Annotated in this window: 20 protein-coding genes; 2 read left to right on the plus strand and 18 right to left on the minus strand. The window is 63.4% G+C overall.

The genetic code is table 11. The annotated features are described in order from the left end of the window. Positions 1-179: 179 nt before the first annotated feature. The 14 genes from AB7Z56_RS26720 to AB7Z56_RS26785 all read right to left on the minus strand — a co-directional run bounded on the left by AB7Z56_RS26720 (position 180) and on the right by AB7Z56_RS26785 (position 12,214). Positions 180-437 carry a hypothetical protein gene (locus AB7Z56_RS26720; RefSeq protein ID WP_441256515.1) on the minus strand — a complete coding sequence of 86 codons (258 nt, stop codon included), beginning with the start codon at positions 435-437 and terminating at the stop codon, positions 180-182. A gap of 231 nt (positions 438-668) precedes the next feature. Further along, the gene (locus AB7Z56_RS26725; RefSeq protein ID WP_354176820.1) at positions 669-1,787 is read right to left on the minus strand and encodes a helix-turn-helix transcriptional regulator; all 1,119 of its coding nucleotides are present in this window, start codon (positions 1,785-1,787) and stop codon (positions 669-671) included. A gap of 108 nt (positions 1,788-1,895) precedes the next feature. Further along, positions 1,896-3,014 carry a helix-turn-helix transcriptional regulator gene (locus AB7Z56_RS26730; RefSeq protein ID WP_354176821.1) on the minus strand — a complete coding sequence of 373 codons (1,119 nt, stop codon included), beginning with the start codon at positions 3,012-3,014 and terminating at the stop codon, positions 1,896-1,898. Between the two features lie 144 nt (positions 3,015-3,158). Beyond that, complete coding sequence (locus AB7Z56_RS26735) at positions 3,159-3,380, minus strand: hypothetical protein (protein WP_441256856.1); 222 nt, start codon at positions 3,378-3,380, stop codon at positions 3,159-3,161. After that, positions 3,361-3,609, minus strand: a complete 249-nt coding sequence (locus tag AB7Z56_RS26740) for a DUF6894 family protein (RefSeq protein WP_282518163.1) — start codon at positions 3,607-3,609, stop codon at positions 3,361-3,363. The genes AB7Z56_RS26735 and AB7Z56_RS26740 overlap by 20 nt, the downstream gene beginning before the upstream one ends. Before the next feature lie 134 nt (positions 3,610-3,743). Then, a complete protein-coding gene (locus AB7Z56_RS26745; protein ID WP_135214390.1) occupies positions 3,744-4,718 on the minus strand; it encodes a helix-turn-helix transcriptional regulator in 975 nt (324 codons plus the stop codon). A 222-nt stretch (positions 4,719-4,940) separates the two neighbouring features. Further along, entirely contained in the window at positions 4,941-6,098 is a 1,158-nt protein-coding gene (locus tag AB7Z56_RS26750; RefSeq protein WP_354177100.1) for a helix-turn-helix transcriptional regulator, read from the minus strand. Positions 6,099-6,387: 289 nt separating this feature from the next. After that, positions 6,388-6,900: a hypothetical protein gene (locus AB7Z56_RS26755; RefSeq protein ID WP_166352411.1), complete on the minus strand. Its 513-nt coding sequence runs from the start codon at positions 6,898-6,900 to the stop codon at positions 6,388-6,390. Between the two features lie 99 nt (positions 6,901-6,999). Then, positions 7,000-7,446, minus strand: a complete 447-nt coding sequence (locus AB7Z56_RS26760) for a MaoC family dehydratase (RefSeq protein ID WP_014496047.1) — start codon at positions 7,444-7,446, stop codon at positions 7,000-7,002. A gap of 387 nt (positions 7,447-7,833) precedes the next feature. Continuing rightward, positions 7,834-8,256 (minus strand): hypothetical protein, encoded by a 423-nt coding sequence (locus AB7Z56_RS26765; protein ID WP_063983909.1) that lies wholly within the window; start codon positions 8,254-8,256, stop codon positions 7,834-7,836. Between the two features lie 12 nt (positions 8,257-8,268). Beyond that, on the minus strand, positions 8,269-8,490 hold the full coding sequence (locus AB7Z56_RS26770; protein ID WP_028146622.1) for a hypothetical protein: 222 nt from the start codon (positions 8,488-8,490) through the stop codon (positions 8,269-8,271). Positions 8,491-8,595: 105 nt separating this feature from the next. Then, the gene (locus tag AB7Z56_RS26775; RefSeq protein ID WP_354176824.1) at positions 8,596-9,429 is read right to left on the minus strand and encodes a lytic murein transglycosylase; all 834 of its coding nucleotides are present in this window, start codon (positions 9,427-9,429) and stop codon (positions 8,596-8,598) included. Between the two features lie 119 nt (positions 9,430-9,548). Further along, on the minus strand, positions 9,549-10,355 hold the full coding sequence (locus AB7Z56_RS26780) for a shikimate dehydrogenase family protein (RefSeq protein WP_354176826.1): 807 nt from the start codon (positions 10,353-10,355) through the stop codon (positions 9,549-9,551). Next, positions 10,352-12,214, minus strand: coding sequence for a flavin-containing monooxygenase (locus AB7Z56_RS26785; RefSeq protein WP_063983912.1), 1,863 nt, complete (start codon positions 12,212-12,214; stop codon positions 10,352-10,354). Before AB7Z56_RS26785 ends, AB7Z56_RS26780 begins: the two co-directional genes overlap by 4 nt. Positions 12,215-12,377: 163 nt before the next feature. Here AB7Z56_RS26785 and AB7Z56_RS26790 point away from each other — a divergent pair, with 163 nt between their 5' ends. Then, positions 12,378-14,003 carry a long-chain fatty acid--CoA ligase gene (locus AB7Z56_RS26790; protein ID WP_441256516.1) on the plus strand — a complete coding sequence of 542 codons (1,626 nt, stop codon included), beginning with the start codon at positions 12,378-12,380 and terminating at the stop codon, positions 14,001-14,003. A 92-nt stretch (positions 14,004-14,095) separates the two neighbouring features. Then, a complete protein-coding gene (locus tag AB7Z56_RS26795; RefSeq protein WP_441256517.1) occupies positions 14,096-15,205 on the plus strand; it encodes a glycoside hydrolase family 172 protein in 1,110 nt (369 codons plus the stop codon). 83 nt (positions 15,206-15,288) lie between these two features. On the opposite strand, the gene AB7Z56_RS26800 is transcribed toward AB7Z56_RS26795, so the two are convergent. From AB7Z56_RS26800 to AB7Z56_RS26815, 4 genes are read right to left on the minus strand one after another with little or no spacing between them, the layout of a single operon-like run. Further along, positions 15,289-15,822, minus strand: coding sequence for a porin (locus tag AB7Z56_RS26800; protein WP_063983914.1), 534 nt, complete (start codon positions 15,820-15,822; stop codon positions 15,289-15,291). Between the two features lie 31 nt (positions 15,823-15,853). Continuing rightward, entirely contained in the window at positions 15,854-16,669 is an 816-nt protein-coding gene (locus AB7Z56_RS26805) for an outer membrane protein (protein WP_441256518.1), read from the minus strand. Next, positions 16,666-17,175: a porin gene (locus tag AB7Z56_RS26810; RefSeq protein ID WP_441256519.1), complete on the minus strand. Its 510-nt coding sequence runs from the start codon at positions 17,173-17,175 to the stop codon at positions 16,666-16,668. The genes AB7Z56_RS26805 and AB7Z56_RS26810 overlap by 4 nt, the downstream gene beginning before the upstream one ends. A 51-nt stretch (positions 17,176-17,226) precedes the next feature. Further along, complete coding sequence (locus tag AB7Z56_RS26815) at positions 17,227-17,955, minus strand: outer membrane protein (RefSeq protein WP_441256520.1); 729 nt, start codon at positions 17,953-17,955, stop codon at positions 17,227-17,229. Between the last annotated feature and the right edge of the window lie 419 nt (positions 17,956-18,374).

An 18,374-nucleotide genomic window follows, 5' to 3' on the forward strand; every position in this document is an offset into this window, starting at 1 on the left:
CTCAGTCGTAGGGTGTCTGCGTCGCCGGGACATCGGCAGTCCCGGTGCAGAGCTCCGCATCGTGCGAATTCAGGAGAGGCCGAGAGACCGGCTGCGCGTGCGAACGCTCCAGCATTGCCAGCCCGACCAGTTGAAGCGTGACAAGCGCCACCGTCAGCGCGGCGGCGACAATATTGACGTTACGCGCGTTCGAACGTGGTGCGGCCGGCCGCGCACTCGCGCGGATCAACTCTGTTGGCATTTTCAAAAGTATCCTCTTCATTGCAGACCGGAATCATTTCATTCAAACGCGACGTTTCATGCGACTGCTCCAGTAAATGGCTGTAGCGCCGCAACGCGCGCTTCGCGTCAATCTCGCGCTGCGCGCGGAATGCCGCGCCGATGCGCGCGACGATGTCGCGGAACTTGCCGGCCGGAGCTGGTGACGCCTTTCGCATGACAATCTCCTCTCAACTTGTGCGAGAGATTGATGAGGTTCACTTCCGCTTGCTGTGAGTTGCTTCACACGAAGATCGAACGCGTCGAACAAGAAAACGCGTGAGTTCTCGTAGAAGAGAGCGCGGAGAATCGCGTCATTCGATCGAACGACCCGCGATAACTTTCTAATGATGCTGCTGTTTGAACCTATCGCGAGCCGGAGCGACTCGCCTGCGCCTTCGGAAAGCGCGTCAGTGCAGAACCGGATTGGAGAATCCAGCCGCGAGCTTGACGAGATCGGCCTGACGCGAGACGCCGGTCTTCGCGAACACTCGATGCAGATGCGTCTTCACCGTCGTCTCCGCGATGCCGAGCGCCACGGCCGTCTCCGGCACACCGCCGACCTCGACGATCGATTGCATGACCCTCAGCTCCGCAGGGGTCAACTCGAACGCGCGGTCGATGAGGCCGGCACATGAGCGGCCGTCGAGTTCCGCCTTCCAGATGAACAAGGCGCCGACCGCCGACGTGCGCTCCGCCGCGCCCTCACGCAACAACGACGGCAGCGCGATGACGTGCGCGACGTAGTAGGAGCCGTCATGCGACATCAGCGGAATCTTTCGCCCGGCGGCCGCCGCGACGGCAACCTCGCCTGCGTCACGGAAGATATCGCGCAGCGCCGAATTTGCCGCGGAAGATCGTGCCGCCAGCCGGCCCGCGACAGACCGCAGGACATCATCGGCGGCGAGCAACATGTCCGCGGCGGGATTGCTGTGGACGATGTTGCAGGCCGTATCGAGCAGGATGACGCCGGCATTCAGCCGATCCACGACATCGGCGAGCGCGATCGCCCGCTGCTGCTTCCGCTCGATCGCCCGGTTGATCAGCAGCGCCCGGCTCGCATGCGGAACCAGGAATTGCATCCGCGCCCGTTGCTCAGCATCGAGCATCCCCTTGCCGGGGATCACGGTGATCAGCATCGGACACGGCGACTTCGACTGTTCCAGAACCACGCTGGCAACATCGACGCAGCCCTGGGGCCGCAGCCATTCCTGATAGAACCGCCCGCGGCGATATTCGTCGAAATTCACGAGATCGGGGATGTTACGAACCTCGCCATAGCGAGGCAGCCGTGCCAGCGGATCGTACTGGGCGTAGGTCTCGGCATAGAGCTGGATGTAGTGCGGATCGACACCGCAGTAATAATGCGTCGCGCCGGACTTGCTGACCGGATCCTTCGAAATCAGCCCGCAAGCCTTGCTGCCGATGAACACATTGAGCTTGACGACAACATCGCTCCACAACTCAGGGTCGAGACCCGCGTCATATATATTCTCGATCAACTCGGACTGTTTGGGAGGTCGGGACATCAGAACAGCCAATGGTGACTTGGAGATCGCGAAATGTTCGTCATGCCCGGCGGCACAATTGAGTCTATCGTGGGAGCAAAAGGTTCAACCCCGACCGCGATTGACCGATCAGTTGACGAGCGGATTGGAGAATCCGGCCGCGAGCTTGACGAGATCGGCCTGACGCGAAACGCCGGTCTTGGCGAACACCCGATGCAGATGCGTCTTCGCCGTGGTTTCTGCGATACCGAGCGCTGCCGCCGTTTCCGGGACGCCACCGACCTCGACAATCGACAGGAACACGCGCAGCTCGGCCGGCGTGAGGTCGAAGGTCCGTGCGATCAGCTCGCCATAGGACTGCCCGCCAAGCGACACCTTGCGCAGGAGCAGCGCACCGGCGGCATCGACCACCCCCTCGCTGCCATTTCGCAGCACGGACGACAGCGGCAGGATGTGCGCGACATAACGCTCGCCGCTCGGCGAAAGCAGCGGGATCGCATGGCCCCCTGTGGCAAGCAGGCCGATTTCGGTTCGGGTCGCAAGCGCTTCGCGTAGCGTCTGGTTGGCCTCCGCGCTGCTGGTTACGAGCTGCCCGGCAACGGACCGAACCACGTCGGCGGCGGCAAACAAGGCGTGGCCGGCCGAATTCGCATGCACCACCCGGCAAAAGGCATCGAGCAGGAAGATGCCGGACGCCAGATTGTCCAGAACATCCACCAGCGCCGTCGCCAGTGTCAGTTGCGAGGTGATGGCGCGGTTGATCAGCAGCGCGCGGCTGGCGTGCGGCACAATCAGCGAAAGCCGATGCTTCATCGCTGGGTCCACCATGCGCCGGCCCGATAGCACCGTCATCATCACGGGGCAGCTCGCATGCGATGTCTCGAGCACGACGTTGGCCGCGTCGCTGCAACCCTGCGGCTGCATCCACTCCTGGTAAAAGCGCCCTTTCCGGTATTCATCGAAATTGACGAGATCAGGGATGCTGACGATCTCGCCAAGCGGCGGCAGCACCGTCAGCGGATCGAACTTCGAATAAGTCTCTGAATAGAGTTGGATGTAGCGCGGATCGGCCCCGCAATAATAATGAGTGACGCCGAATTTGCTGATCGAATCCTTGGAAAACAGCCCGCAGGCCTGCCCGCCGACGAAATCGCGAACGCCGGCGACAACGTGGTTCCACAGCGAAGGATCGAGCCCCGCGTCATAGATGGACTCGACCAGTTCGGGCAGCTTCGGTGGTCGATGCATGGCTATAAATGGCCTGAGTGATCAATATCACCAAGAATACCATAACCACGGCATGCGACGTCCTCCGATCGGAGGAGGCGCCGGCCGGGCGGATGGGGCCCGGCCGGCGGGCATCGCGTTCAAGCCGCCAGGGCTGATGCCGGCTCAGAACGCGACGCGAACGCCCCCTTTCGCCGTGCCGGTGCGGCTCCGGTCGGACATCATCATGCCCTCGACCGCGCCGAACACGGACACGTTTTGGGTGGTGCGGTAGTCGAAGCCAAAGCCGGCCCCCGCAGCATTGTTGAGCACTTGGCGCCGCGACCGGTTGTCGGCGTTGCCGCCCCGGAAGGTGAAGCCGGAACAGTCATGCCTGGTCCCAGCCAACCTTCTCAGAATTTTCTGACCAGACCGCGGCGCGATAGACCTCTCGTCCGCCGGCATCCCTGACGCGGATCCAGGCGTCGCGATCGCGCAGATCGTCACGCCAGACGAACAGATGTCTCGCCATCTCGTCGGCCACGACGAACGTGGCCCTGGCCTGCTCGAAGACCATGCCGCCCGGATCGATCTTCACGACATTGTCGACCAGGAGATCAAAGAAGAAGCGGCGCATTCACAACTCCAACTACAGGCGCCGTCCGAAACGCAGCGTCATCGTTCTACTCCGCGCGCTTAGAAGACGTAATCGGCCGAATACGCGCACTGCGACAGGCACCCGCCTGGTCACACGAACCGCGCACCGCGCGGTCACAGCGCTTCGCCGCTCCTGACGCCGCTGGGCGTCGCGCCATAGGCCCGGCGGAAACAACGATTGAAATAAGAGAGATCGCCGAAGCCCACGTCGTAGGCGATCGAGCTCACCGGCCGCCCGGCGAAGTCAGGCTCGCGCAGCATGCGATGGGCGCGTTTGAGGCGCTGCCCGGTCAGGAAGGACGAGAACGTCTTGCCGTCGGCTTCGAACAGCCGCTGGAGATAACGTGTGGTCACGCCGAATTCCTGCGCCACGGTCGCGACCGAGAGGTCCTGATGCCAGCAATTGTTGACGATGAAGGACTTCACCTTCCGCAGCCGCGCGGCCCGGACGCCTCGGCGCCCGGCCAGCTCGTGAACCTCATCCGTCGCGCCGAGAACACGCGCCATCAGATCATGGAGATGTGCTACGGCGAGCTGGCGCAATGCGGGCACCGCGAACGCGCGCTCGCGCACCAGAGACGTCGCGTAGTCGACCAGCAGGCGAAGTCCGGTGGCGCGCTCCGGAATGATTCGCATCACGGTGTCGTCGATGTCCACGATCATGGGCGCCAGCACCCGCCGCGGCACGCGCAGCGACAGACAATTTCCAAGCGAGAGGCGTTCGTAGATCGTCGCGTCCTCCGCGCTCGTCAGAACCGCGTCACCGGGATGAAGCCTCAGATCTCGTCCTCGCGCAGATACTTCGACGATGCCGGATCGGTTGATCATCAGGCCAAGGCTGTCGTTGCCGTCGACGACCAGTTGCTTGGTACGGATGACCCGAGCTCCGACCAGCCCGCCGATCACCAGCTGGACGTCCGGCAAGCCATGGGATGTGAGGCTCGCCGCGAACGGTTTTTCGTCCGTCGGCTCGACCTCCGCCTTGAGCACGCCGCGGCAATAGAATTCGCGCAGCAGCGGCACACGCTCGTCTTCGGGAATGTGGTCCGTCGAAACATTGAGAATGGAAAATTCGTCCTTGCCGCTCACTGCAATTTCTCCAACCGACAGGCAAGCTCGCTCACGCGCTGTCGTCTCCCGCGTCCGGTGCCGGCGCGCATTGTTCCGTGGCGCACGCTGCCCTTCTCATTCAAGTGGCGTCATATACGAAAGTATCAAATGACGCGCGTCGTACGTTCGGAGGACCTGACGATCCTGCTCATCACAATGGATTGAGATTGCATCGCCGCGCGGCTCGCGCCGTGAAATGAATCACATGGTGTCATCGTCGCGGCGCGTTCGCTGTACAAACGGCGCGGTGAAGCCGGCGGCGATCTTCACGAGATCTGCCTGCCTGCCGGCACCGGTCTTCTCGAACAGGCGACCGAGATGCGTCTTCACCGTCGTCTCGGCAATGCCGAGCTTTGCCGCGATATCGGGAACGCCGCCGACCTCGACGATGGCCATCAGCACGCGCAATTCGGACCGCGTCAGCCTGAAGGCCGCAGCAATGGCGTCGGGCACGAGCGATGGCACCATCGCGGCCTTCTGTACGAGGAGCACCCTGGCCGCGACGTCTCGCGGCAGGCTGCACTCCCGCTTCAACGGAAGGACATGAACGAGATAGTGCTGACCGTCCGCCGACGTCGCGAGCTCGATGCGGCGGCGACCAGCCGGCTGAGCTTCGCTATCCGCAACAACTTCGAACAGGCCGCGGAATAATTTGTCGGTCTGAGTGTTACGCGCCACGATCCGGTCGCCAACCATCGCGAGCAGGTTTGCATCGACGAACAGCTGCCGGCACGCCGCGTTGGAGTGGACGACCCGGCCATCGGCGTCGAGCAGGCAGATCGCCGTGCTCAGGCCGTCTAGCACATCGGCAAGGTCGTCCACGGTGTGCGAGCGCGCCCTGATCTGCCGGCCCATGATCCTGGAACGCTGGATGTGGGGTGCGAGCAGCCGCATGCGTTCGCGCATCGCCTCGTCGACGGTTCCGCGGGATCGATGGCGTAACACCTGCAAGACCGTGGTACGCGCTTCCGATCTCTCGAGCGCGACGGTCGCGAGGTCGATCGCGCCCTGCGGCTCGACCCACTCGCGATAGAAGCTCGTCGCCACGAAGTCCGCGTGCGGCATGATATCGGTCACGCCGATGGCGTGCCCGGCCGCAAAAGCGAGATGACGATCGAGCAGAGGATCCTGCTCGACATATCTGTCGCGATAGAGCTGGCGAAAGCGGGATTCGGTGCCAAAATGCTGGTGAATCTCGATCGAGAGCCTTGCCGCATCGCGGGACAGGATGGTCGCGGCATACCCGCCGACGAAATGGGAAACCTGTTCCAGCGCGCCGCTGCGCAGCGCAGGATCGACCGCAGCATCGTAGATCTCGCCGACGAGAGACGAGAACCGGTTTGCCTGGAGGATCGTCATCGGAAGGACGATGCGATCGGCGTGCGGCCCCGGTGACGAAGGGAGCTTGCGCATTGGACATTGGCAGAGGCGACGGAGCGGTCAATCGTCGCCTTCGGCGTGGAAAAGGCAGTGCAGCGAGATGCTAAAATATCGAACATCGTCCTTGCGTAACGTCAACCGCAGGGTGCGGCTTGGACGTTTTCGCCAAAGACTAGGATAAAAGCGAACAGCGCGCGGGCTGTGTGCTGTGGGTCACGCGCCCTCGCGCTGCTTGCTCGATCGCGCGCACTGTGCGCGGCGCAGCACTTTACTTCCGGTTCTCCTCGCAGAACTTCAGCGCGGCCAGCGCCTCGCCGGCGCGCGGGATCTGCATCTCGATGCTGTCCTCGTCATCGTCCTCGAAATCGAGCGAGAGACGCCTGGCCTTCGACAGCCGATCCATGATCGTCTGGTCGTATTCGAAGATGCCGCGCACGGTGGTCTTGTCCATGACCTCCCACTTCGCCTTCTTCATGATGTCGGCGTCATCGGTGCCGACGTCGGCCCGGAGGATCTCGCCGACCTTGTCCCACTCCCAACCGTCATAGATCATCACGATCACGATGGCCTTCTCGGAATAGGTGATCACGATGACGTAGTTGCGGTTCTCGTCTTCCTTGTCCTTGTAGCCGCGGCTCGCATTGCAATGCGTGTCCTGCGCGCGCTTCTCGATGGTCCAGTCGCCGACCCTGGATTGCTGCGCGAACGCCGGCCCTGCGCTCGATACGGCTGCGCCCAAGGCGCCCGCGCTCAGCAAAGCGGCAAGAAGGAATCGTCTCATGTCAGCCTCCAGCGTTCCCCACGCGGAGATGACCACCTCAGCCTGCGGCCCGCAAGGGCTCGAGGAGGCTGATCCCGGCCGATGCTGACGTCGCCGACCCTACACCCGCCTGGGGATGATGGCGATCGGGGTGAAGGTGTAAACCTCCTCGCCGTTCTGGTTGAACATGGTCCATTTCACCAGCGCGATGCCCTGCGGCTTCGACTTCGACGGCGTCAGGCTCATGACCTCGCCGACCAGATGCAGGCGGTCATTGGGCCGTACCGGGATGGTCCAGCGCAGACCGTCGACGCCCGCGCCGATCAGCGGATGCGGGCCGAACGGGCGGGCCTGGATCGCGAGGTTCATGGCGATCGCGGCGGTGTGCCATCCTGATGCAGCCAGGCCGTTGAACAAGGTCTGCTTGGCGGCCTCGTGGTCGAGATGCATCGGCTGCGGATCGAACTCGGCTGCAAAGCGCTTGATGTCGGCTTCGGTGACTTGCACCTCGGGGGATTTGAACCGCATTCCGATGGTGAGATCGTCGAACCACTCGACCTGCGCCATGATTTTGCCTCGCAATATGACTTGCCGCCCACCCGAAAGGCCCGGCTGAAGGACTGAGCAGAGCGGGATGTAGCGGGTCTGCGGTGCACAAACCAGCCCCGGGTTCCCCGCGAAACCCGTTTCCCAAAACGACGAAACACGCCTGAAACAGATTGCCGGTTATCTGGTTGTCAAAATCATACAGGGACGGCCACCATGCAATTCTTCCTCGACCTCATCCTGGATTATGCCTGCTGCCAAAATCTCGTCTCCCAGCCGCTACGGGAGGATGAGCTATGATCGAGCTGATCTCAGCCGTGCTCGCGCTTTGCAGCGTAGCTGTCTTCGCGGCACATGCTTTGGATGCCTACCGCACCAAGCACTCCTGATCTGTACGCCCTCCGGCCGCTAGAACGGGCGCCGGTAAAAGTGCTCTGAGTGCGTGGCCGGCGGAAACCGGTTTGCGAGCGCGATTGCCGCGTTCTCGTCAGTCTCGAGCGCGACCTTCTGCGCCAGCATCACGTCGCCGGGCACGAGAAAGCCTGACGGGACGAAGCACCATCCCATCGCCGCACGCCCCTCATCGTCGATCTCATGGACATTGGCGGCCGTGCCGTAGTGGATGCGGTACCTTTTGCCGGTATCGCAGCCGATGACATCGAAATACCGATGCTGCTCGAATTGCGCGCGCTGCGCCGGCGACAGCCATTCGGCCAAAAGCCGGCGGCCGCGGGCATCCGGCGTGTTCTCGCCGAAGAAGCGCCGATAGAGCTCGCGCAGCGCATGCAGACGCGCACGCGCCGGCGCACGGAGCCAAATTGCCGCGATCATGAGCAGCTCAGATCAACCGCCGACCAGGCGGGGATAGAACAGCGTTTCGTGCGCGGTCGGATCGAATGACTTGATGCGGGTGACTTCACCGGGTCCAGTACGATAGGCGGCGGTGAAGCCCGCTCCGGTCAGCTCACGAAAGCGCCGTTCGGCTCGCGCCAGCGCTTCGGCATTGTCAGGATCAAACTCGTGGCGCGTGTCGCCCGTCTGGTCCATCACGATCTGGGTAGCCATATTGAGTCTCCTCATGCCAGCCCTGCCCCCGATCAAAGCAAACCTCGTGCCGTCAGTTCCTCAACGCAAGAACTTTCTCGTGCGCGGCCGCGCCTTCATGCGGCCTCAACGCAACGCGGCCGCCCCTCCTCCCTCGTCGATCTGCCGTCCCATCAGGGCGATTGCCTTCTGATAGACGCCGGCAGCATTCCAAGCCTCGATAGCGGCAAAATTCGGTTCGCCCGGCTGGTAACCGGCTCCTGCGCGCCAGCCATGAGCTTTCAGGAAATTCGCCGTCGAGTTCAGCGCATTGGCGGCAACCTCGAGATTACCGGTGCCATAGGCCAGGATGTTCTTGGGCATGAACTGGGTCTGGCCGACCTCGCCGTGCATAGAGCCGCGGGTCGCCCCGGACAGCGTGCCGCGGTCGATCAGCTTGAGGGCGGCATAGAGCTGGTCGGTGAAGAATTCGGGACGGCGGCAGTCATAGGCAAGGGTCGCGATCGACGACAGCATGTTCTGGTTGCCGCGCTGACTGCCGAAACCGGTCTCCATGCCCCAGATCGCGATCAGCGGCCCGGGCGGGACGCCGTAGCGCTGCTGGATCGAGGCGAACAAGGCGGCCTGCGATTGCTTGAGCTGCCGCCCCTTGGCGACGATGGTGGTGGCGCCGCGCTTGGCGAGGAACTGGTCGAGCGTCAGCGAGAAGCTGCGCTGGCCGCGGTCGGCCGCAATCGTGGCACCGGCGTAATTGGTCTGCATCAGCGCCGCGAGCGCGGTCTGGCCGACGCCCTTGCCCTGCGCCTCCGCGCTGAACTCGCGCTTCCAGGCCTCAAAGCCCGCCGGCGAGCTGCCGCATTGCGCGGCCTCGGCCATGGATATCAGGGACATGGGCGCCAGCGAGAGAAGCAGCGCTGCAGCGCCGATCATGGCCGTCGCAACGGTCCTGCCCTTGGTCATTCCCTGGTCCTCTCACATAAACGTGCGCGACCGGCTCGCGCGCGCCCATGATCCTACGTCGGCCCCGATCGCTCAAGCCCCATCCGGCGCAACCTGTGCCTTGACACCGGGACGACTGCCTAGCCTTCCCCGTCGCGGCCGAGCAGGAAATCCACCATGATGCCCTGGTGCTGCTCGTACATGTCCGTACCGGTCCCGGTCACGCAGCCGATCCTGCGGGCGGCAGCGACGAAGGGCGAGACTTCGGGCTTTGTGATGACGCAGCCGCAATAGGCCGTCGGCGCAAGCCGCGCGACATCGACCGGCAGCGGATCGCCCTCCTTCATCCCGGCGGGTGTCGCATTGGCGACGAAATCGAAGCCCGCGGGATCCCCGGTGCCGACCTGCACGGGCGTTCTGCCGAGCCCGTTGAGCCGGCCGATCAGTGCGTCGCGGCGCTCGGGCTCGCTGTCGTGAATCGCGAGATCGCTCACGCCGGCCTCGACCAGCGCAAGCGCGATCGCCGATCCTGCGCCGCCGGCGCCGACGAGCAGCGCCCGCATGCCCCGGGGATCGATCCCCTTCGCCCGCGCCGCACCGACGAAGCCGAGGCCGTCCACCATGTCGCCATGCCATGAACCGTCCGCGCGCCGGCGCATCAGGTTCGCGGTGCGCAGGAAATGTGCGCGCTCGGTCGCACTGGCGCAGGCCTGATAGCAGGCAAATTTGTGCGGGATGGTCACGACGATGCCGTCGAGGTTCTTCAGCCGCGTTGCCACCGAGAGGAAATCCGGCAAATCCGCTGGCGCGACCTGAACCGGCACGAGAATGCCGTCATGGCCGCGCGCAGCGAAGGCGGCCGTCACGCCTGCCGGCGAGCGCACCTGCGCGATGGGATCGCCGACAATGACGTAGAGCCGCGTCGCGCCTGATAGACCCGGGATCATGCCGGTGAAGCCGGACCCTGAGAGCCGCCCGCCTCGGTCCCCTCAGTCAATTCCAGGCCATCCAGATTGCCTTCCTTGCGCCATTTGTCGAGCAGCCGCAGGAACGCCACCGGCCCGCGCCAGTACTGGCTGTTTCGTGCCGCGATCGGATCGAACACGCCCTCGTTGTTGTAGTAGCCCGGCGTGCACTCGGCCAGATAGGTCTGGCGGCCGAGCGCGGCCTTGACGACCTCCTCGACCCAGGCGTCCTCGGCGGCGAGCGTCGGCTCCAGCGTCCGCGCCTTGCGCTTGCGCGCCTCCGCGATCACATAGGCGATGTGCTGCGACTGCTCGTCGATGATGTGCGGAAAATTGGCGCTCTGACCGGCCTGCACCGTGACGATCAGGAAGCAATTCGGGAAGCCACGGCTGTAGAAGCCATGCAGCGTCTTGACGCCATCGCGCCATCGCTCGGACAGGCTCACGCCGTCACGGCCGTAAACCTCGAAGCCCATGCGGCGGGCGTAATCGGTGCCGACCTCGAAGCCGCTGGCATAGATCAGGCAGTCGAGCTCATAGGCCTTGCCGTCAACCACGACGGCGTTCTCGGTGATCCGCTCGACGCCCTGCCCTTTGGTGTCGACCAGATGCACGTTGGGACGATTGAAAGTGTCGAGATATTCGTCGTGGAAGCATGGGCGTTTGCAGAACGCCTTGTACCAGGGCTTGAGCGCCGCCGCGGCGGCTTCGTCCTTCACGACGGTATCGACGCGCGCGCGGATCTCTTCCATCTTGCGGTAGTCGGCCTGCTCGATGACCTTCAGCGCCTCTTCGAGCGAGGTCACCGGCTGCGGCTGGCGGCGCGGCGCCAGCAGGATCTCGCCAAGCAGGCCGGTCCAACCGTCCTGCACCAGATCCCGTTCGAACGGCTCGCCGGAGATGACCGCAGTGAAATTGTCCATGCGCTCGCGCTGCCAGCCGGGCTCGAGGCTCTGCGCCCAGCTTGCGTCCGTCGGACGGTCGTCGCGCACGCCGATCGCCGATGGCGTGCGCTGGAAGACATAGAGCTCTTTCGCCGATCGGCCGAGATGCGGCACGCATTGCACGGCGGTCGCGCCGGTCCCGATGATGCCGACGCGCTTGTCGGCCAGACCGGTGAGACCGCCTTCAGCCGTGCCGCCGGTGTAGCCATAGTCCCAGCGGCTGGTGTGGAAGCTGTGGCCCTTGAAGGTCTCGATGCCGGGAATACCCGGCAGCTTCGGACGGCTCAGCGGGCCCCCGGCGAGAATGACGAAGCGTGCGCGGATGCGATCGCCACGATCGGTCTCGACCAGCCAGCAACCCTCCTGCTCCTGCCATTCCATCCGCGAGATGATCGTCTGAAACAGCGCGCGCTCGTAGAGGCCGAAGTGACGGCCGATGCGGCGGGAATGCTCGTAGATCTCGGGCGCGCGCGCATATTTGCGCACCGGCATGTAGCCGGTCTCTTCCAGCAGCGGCAGATAGATGTAGCTCTCGGTATCGCAGGCCGCACCGGGATAACGATTCCAGTACCAGGTGCCGCCGAAATCGGCGGCCTTTTCCACGATACGAAAATCCTCGATGCCGGCCTCGCGCAGGCGCGCGCCGCAGAGCAGACCGCCGAAGCCGCCGCCGACTATGAGAACTTCGGTCTGTTCGCTGACAGCTGCGCGCGCAAATCCGGGATCGGCCCAGGGATCGTCGAGATAGCGGCCGAAATCGCCTGCGACCTCGACATATTGCGCCTTGCCCTCGGCGCGCAAACGCCGGTCGCGCTCGTCGCGATAGCGCGCGCGGAGTGCGGAAATATCGACCGTAGATTCGCCGGCTGCACCGGTCTTGTGTCTTTCCGCTGACATCGATTTCCTCCACGGCGGACGCTGCTTCGGATCAGTTAGCCCCGAAAAAGTGACGCATGCAATCGCGTCCATCGCTTTTTGCGTGAACGTCCCGTGACGTTCCGCTAACCTCACGCGCAAATCACAACATATGCCACGCAACGACGTGGCCGCGGAGGAGACCATGCAGGGATTGATGATGGATATGCCGCTCCTGATCAGCGGCCTGATCCAGTATGCCGCGGACTATCACGGCGAAGCCGAGATCGTCGCGCGCGAGATCGAGGGCGACATCCATCGCTACACCTACGCCGACGCCCATCCACGCATCAAGCGCATGGCGCTGGCTCTGAAGCGGCTCGGCATGAAGCAAGGCGACCGCGTCGGCACCCTGGCCTGGAATACGCACCGGCATTTCGAGATGTTCTATGCCGCGCCCGGCATGGGCTATGTGCTGCACACCATCAATCCGCGGCTGTTCCCCGAGCAGCTCGTCTACATCATCAACCACGCCGAGGACCGGCTGCTGTTCATCGACCGCGCCACGCTGCCGCTGGTCGAGGCGATCGCGCCGCAACTGAAGACGATCGAGGCCTATGTCGTGATGTCCTCGCGCGAGCGGATGCCGGAGACCAGGCTTGCGAACGTGCATTGCTATGAGGATCTCCTCGCCAGCGAGAACGACGCCGGCTTCGCCTGGCCGGAGTTCGACGAAAAATCCGCCTCCACCATCTGCTACACGTCGGGCACGACGGGCAACCCCAAGGGCGTGATCTACTCGCACCGCGCCGCCATCCTGCAGACCATGACCTGCTGCAATTTCGACTTCCTGCCGGGACATCTCGAAGGCGTACGCGAAGTCATGATGCCGATGGCGCCGCTCTTCCACGGCAACGGCTGGAACATGCCGTTCACCGCGCCTTACAAGGGATCAAAGCTGGTGCTGCCCGGCCGCAACTATGAGCCCGACAAGCTCTATGAGCTGCTCGAAGGCGAGAAGGTGACGCTCTCCGCCGGCGTGCCGAGCTTCTGGCTGATCCTGCTCGACTGGCTGGGGCGCACCGGCAATAAATTCTCGACCCTGCGCGCGACGCTGTCGTCCGGCTCGGCGCCGCCGCGCGCGATGGTCGAGAAGCTCAAGCGCGACTATGACATCGACTACGTCCAGGCCTGGGGTATGACCGAAGCCCTGGGCTGCTCGATGCCGGGCTTGCGGCCCGGCTCCGAGCATCTCGGCGACAAGGAGAAATTTGACCGGCGCCAGGTGTCGGGCCGCGCCTGCTTCGGCACATCCTTGCGCATCGTCGACGACGGCGGCAACGAGCTGCCGCGCGACGGCAAGACCGTCGGACATCTGCGAGCACGCGGGCCGTGGGTCGCCTCGGGCTACATGAAGCTCGACGAAGGCCTCGACCGTGATGGTTGGCTGATCACCGGCGACATGGCGGTGATCGACAGCCAAGGCCACGTCACGCTGACCGATCGCTCCAAGGACGTGATCAAGTCCGGCGGCGAATGGATCTCCTCGATCCAGCTCGAGGACGTCGCCTTGTCCCACCCCGACGTGCTGCAAGCCGCGGTAGTCGCGATCAACCATGAGAAATGGCAGGAGCGTCCGCTGCTCCTCGTCGTCCGCAAGAAGGGCGCGACCGTGGACGGCAAGACCTTGCTCGACCACATGCGCCCGAAGATTGCGAGTTGGTGGATGCCCGACGCCGTCGAATTCCTGGACGAATTTCCGATGACCGGCACCGGCAAGGTGCTCAAATCCGCGCTGCGCGAGAAGTTCAGGGAGTACCGCGTCGTCTGAAGTACGCGCACCCTGCGTGCGCGGTCTTCATCTTTTGGTAGATTCGACGGCGATATATCGAGGTGTCGCTAACTCCAGGGATAGAGGACAGCATGGCGTTTTCCGGATTGGGCCTGCATCTCGGCAATCTGTCGCGCCTGTCGAATGCGCAGACGCGCTCGATCAGCCCCGAGAATTTCACCGGCGAGAAGGGCAAGGGCGGCATGTCCGTCGACGGACCCGCCGCACGCCAGGCCCGCGATCTCGGCCAGGGCTGGAAGATCTCGCCCTATGTCGTCATCGAGCCCGGCGCGACCTTTACGCTCGCCGACATTCAGGGCCAGGGCGCGATCCAGCAGATCTGGATGACGCTGGCGCGCGGGCGCCTGCGCCATTCGATCCTGCGCATTTACTGGGACGACCAAATGCTGCCAAGCGTGGAATGCCCGGCCGGCGATTTCTTCGCCTGCGGATGGGAGGAGTTCGCGCAGGTGTCCTCGCTCGCGGTCTGCGTCAATCCCGGCCGCGCGTTCAACTGCTACTGGGAAATGCCGTTCCGCACGCGCGCGCGCTTCACGCTGGAGAACCGCAGCGAGGAGCAGCTCACCGTCTACTACCAGATCAACTACACTCTCACTGAGGTGCCCGAGGACTGCGCCTATTTCCATGCGCAGTTCCGGCGTACCAACCCGCTGCCGTACAAAGAGGTCTACACCATCCTCGATGGCGTCAGCGGTGCGGGCCACTACGTCGGCACCTATATGGCCTGGGGCGTCAACAACAACGGCTGGTGGGGCGAAGGCGAGATCAAGTTCTTCATCGACGGCGACGGTGCATTCCCGACCATCTGCGGCACCGGCACCGAGGATTATTTCTGCGGCGCCTATAATTTCGATCCCTATGTCGCGCATGCCGGTCAGGGGCAATCCCGCTACCAGGAATTCACCACGCCCTATGCCGGCCTGCCGCAGGTGATCCGTCCCGATGGCGCCTACAAGTCGCAGCAACGCTTCGGCCTATACCGCTGGCACATCCCCGATCCCGTGCGCTTCCGATCCGATCTGCGCGTGACGATCCAGGCGCTGGGCTGGCTGCCGGGCGTCAAGGAGGCGAAGTATCTTCCATTGCAGGACGACATCGCCTCGGTCGCGTTCTGGTACCAGACGCTGCCGACCGCGCCCTTCCCGACATTGCCCGGCCCGGATTATCTCGAAATCGGCTAGCCGCCCTTCCCTGCGCTCACAGCATTTGCGCCGCCCGGACGTCGTGAAGATCGTCCGGGCAGCGCCTTCGTGTTCGGCGCCGGCTACCAGGAATACTGGAGCCCCACCCGTCCAAGGGCGCGCACGTCGCTCCACGACTGCGCCGGAAGCGCCACGCCAAACTCCGTCGCGGTCCGGTTGGACGTGGACGTCAAGCTGCCGCGATCGAGACCGAATGCGATGCCCATGGTCAGTGACAGGTTTCCCTGGATCCTGATCATTCCGACCACACCGGCGGCATGCTGCCCGTCGAAGACGGCCCAGTGCGTCGAGATCGCATAGTTGGTCCCGTCGGGCAGGAACGGATTGACGAGCGAGGTCGCCATGGCCGTTCCCGTCGCTGCACGGGTAATCTGGCGTGCAAGATCGAACTGGCTCTGCACCGTCTGCCCCGCGTTCACGCAGGTGTCAGTACCCGGTATGTAGAAGAAGTTGGCACCGTAGACCGAGCAGATCTTTTCGTACTCGACCGCAGCATGACCGGGCGTCGGGATCGCCAGAACCAGAGCGGCAGTCGCAAGGATAGCGCGCAGGTGACGTCGGAAGACGTCTCGTGCTGCGTTGATTTGCTTCCACATGTTTGTCTCCAATCAGTGACGTTGACGCGGCTCAGTAACGAGCAACGATGGCATCGCCGTTGAAGCGGTAGTTCACGCCGAGCTTCACGAGGTGCAGGTCATGGTCGACGTTTTGGGTACTGATCCGTGTGCTCAGCGCGATCGCGGCCGGACCGAAGTACAGATAGTCGTACTCCAGTCGCGCCGAGAGATTGCTCGTCAGCGCGTATTCAAGGCCAACGCCGCCGGTCAAACCGGTCCGCTGGTGGTTCACGTCGAGCGGAGCAAATGTGCCGACATAGGCCTGGTAGGCGACGTTGGCCCATGCAACGCCGCCTTTGGCGTAAGCCAGCACATTATCAAACGCGTAGCCGATGCGACCGGTACCCGTCGCCAGTGCCTGGTACGACACTGAAAGCCCGGACAAGATGGGGTTCGCGGGATCGAACGGACGATTGCCCTTGATCGACGCCCAGGAAAGATCGAGCTCGGCACCGACCACGATGTTGTCGAACTGCCAGTTGGCGCCAACCTGCGCACCTGCGAGCGCGCCCTTTGTGTCCATCGTGAAGCGATCTTGCGCGAATGCGAAGCTCGGGTCGACGAGCCGGCTGCTGCCCATGCCATAACCGCCATGAGCACCAATGTAGAAGCCGTTCCAGAGCGGCACCGGAGCCACGACCGGAGCCTTCACGGTCATGTCGGCGGCGTTCGCGGATGTGGCAGTGAGCGGCATGGCCGCGAGAAGCGGCGTAGCGGCAGCAACGCAGGAGAGGAAGCGGCGCGCCGATCGCGAGAGAGAGATTGTCATGAGATGATCTTTCAAAATGTCAGAATGAATTTTCGGAGCGAGCGTCGCGTGCTTCACCAGGCGTACATGAAGCCCGCGCGGCCGAGGCCACGGACGTCACTCCACGATTGCGCCGGGATCGCCGTGCCGAATTCCGTCTGCGTCCGGTTGGTGTTGGACGTGAGGCTTCCCTTGTCGAGGCCCAGCGAGAACCCGCCCGAGAACACGAAATTGCCGGAGACCCGCACCAGGCCCGAGAAGCCCGCGGCGTGCTGGCCGTCATAGGTCGCCCAGTGGGTCGAGACCGCGTAGTTGGTGCCGGTCGGAAGCCACGGCGCGACGAGCGACGCAGCCATCGCGGTGCCGGTCGAAGCGCGGGTCTGCGCACGCGCGAGATCGAACTGGTTCGTCGCGATCTGGTTGGCGTTGGTGCAGGTGTCGGTGCCCGGAATGTAGAAGAAGCCGGCGCCGTACAAGGAGCAGACCTTGACGTACTCGACTGGAGCGGCGGCGTGGCTTGGTGCGGCGATCATGGCGCCGAGGCCGGCGGTGACGACTGCGGCGATCTTAGACATGGTGGACATGATGTTGTCTCCGAGGATTTCTGTTGAATGTTGTTTCGATGTGCCGGGGAATTAACGCGGGAGGCCGCCGTCGCCGTTGAAACGGATGTTGATGCCGGCCTTCACCACCTGGACGAAATGCTTGATCTCGGAGGTCGTGTCCTGGCTCACCCAATGCAGCGTTTCGGTGGGGAGAAAGATCGCGTTGTATTCGACCTTGGCGGAGACGTTGCGCAGGAAGGCCACTTCCAGGCCGACGCCGCCGACGGCACCGAACAGCTCGCGGTTGTAGTTGGTGATCTCCGGGGTGAACCGCGACGAAAGCTCCATGCGGGCATAGGCGGCACCGCCCTTGGCATAGGCGAGCCATTGGCCCGATGCGTAGCCGACACGGCCCGTCGCGGTCGCGAGGGCGGTGTAGCCGACCCCGTTGGTGGTGCTCGACGTGAGAAGGGGCGAGGTGCTGGTGTTGCCCTTCACGAAGGACCAGGAGCCGTCGACCTCGGCACCAAGGACATAGTTGCCCAGCTGCCAATTGTAGCCGAGCTGCCCGCCCGCGAGCGGTCCGTTGTAGTAGGCAAAGAACGGATTGTTGGCGGGGCTGTTGAGGGGATCGCGAAACTCCGACTTCCCCCATCCCCAGCCGCCATGGACACCGGCGTAGAATCCGGACCAGGAGACGACGGGTGCAGGCAGCGGACCGCCGGCGAAAGCAGGTGAAGTGATAATCGCGCTCACCGCTGCAACGGTGGCGGCGAGTCTGATGCGGTGAGTTACGGAACGTCCTGATTGCGTGTGCATGTCGATGTCCATTTCCTTTTCGAATTCAAGATTGATGTTATTATATTTCTCTATTTTAGATTGTGTCTTGAGACGCAACGTTTGGATCAAGCCCTTGCTTGCTTTTGAACGAACGAAACCGGCGACCGCGCAGCTTGCGGATCGACGGGACGAACTATCGGTTGTTGGAAGAACCCGCGCGCAGTCTAGGACAATGCGCTCCGCGTCCTATCGACTGGCGAACTAGGGGCGCGCGATCCGTAAGGATGTGCTTCCGTAGTGCCCTTGTGTTGTCATGACTGCTGCCCCCACTTTTGATTGAGGCCGATCTTAGGCACGACCTTTCGGATTGCCAGTCGCCTCAAAGTCACAGTTGCTGATTGTTTCCCACGCGCTTCTCATTCGGTGCACAAACGCAAGACAACGCATGAATGGACGTT

Origin of the sequence: Bradyrhizobium sp. 482_C4_N1_8 (assembly GCF_052075965.1) — a bacterium.
Taxonomy (GTDB): Bacteria; Pseudomonadota; Alphaproteobacteria; order Rhizobiales; family Xanthobacteraceae; genus Bradyrhizobium; species Bradyrhizobium barranii.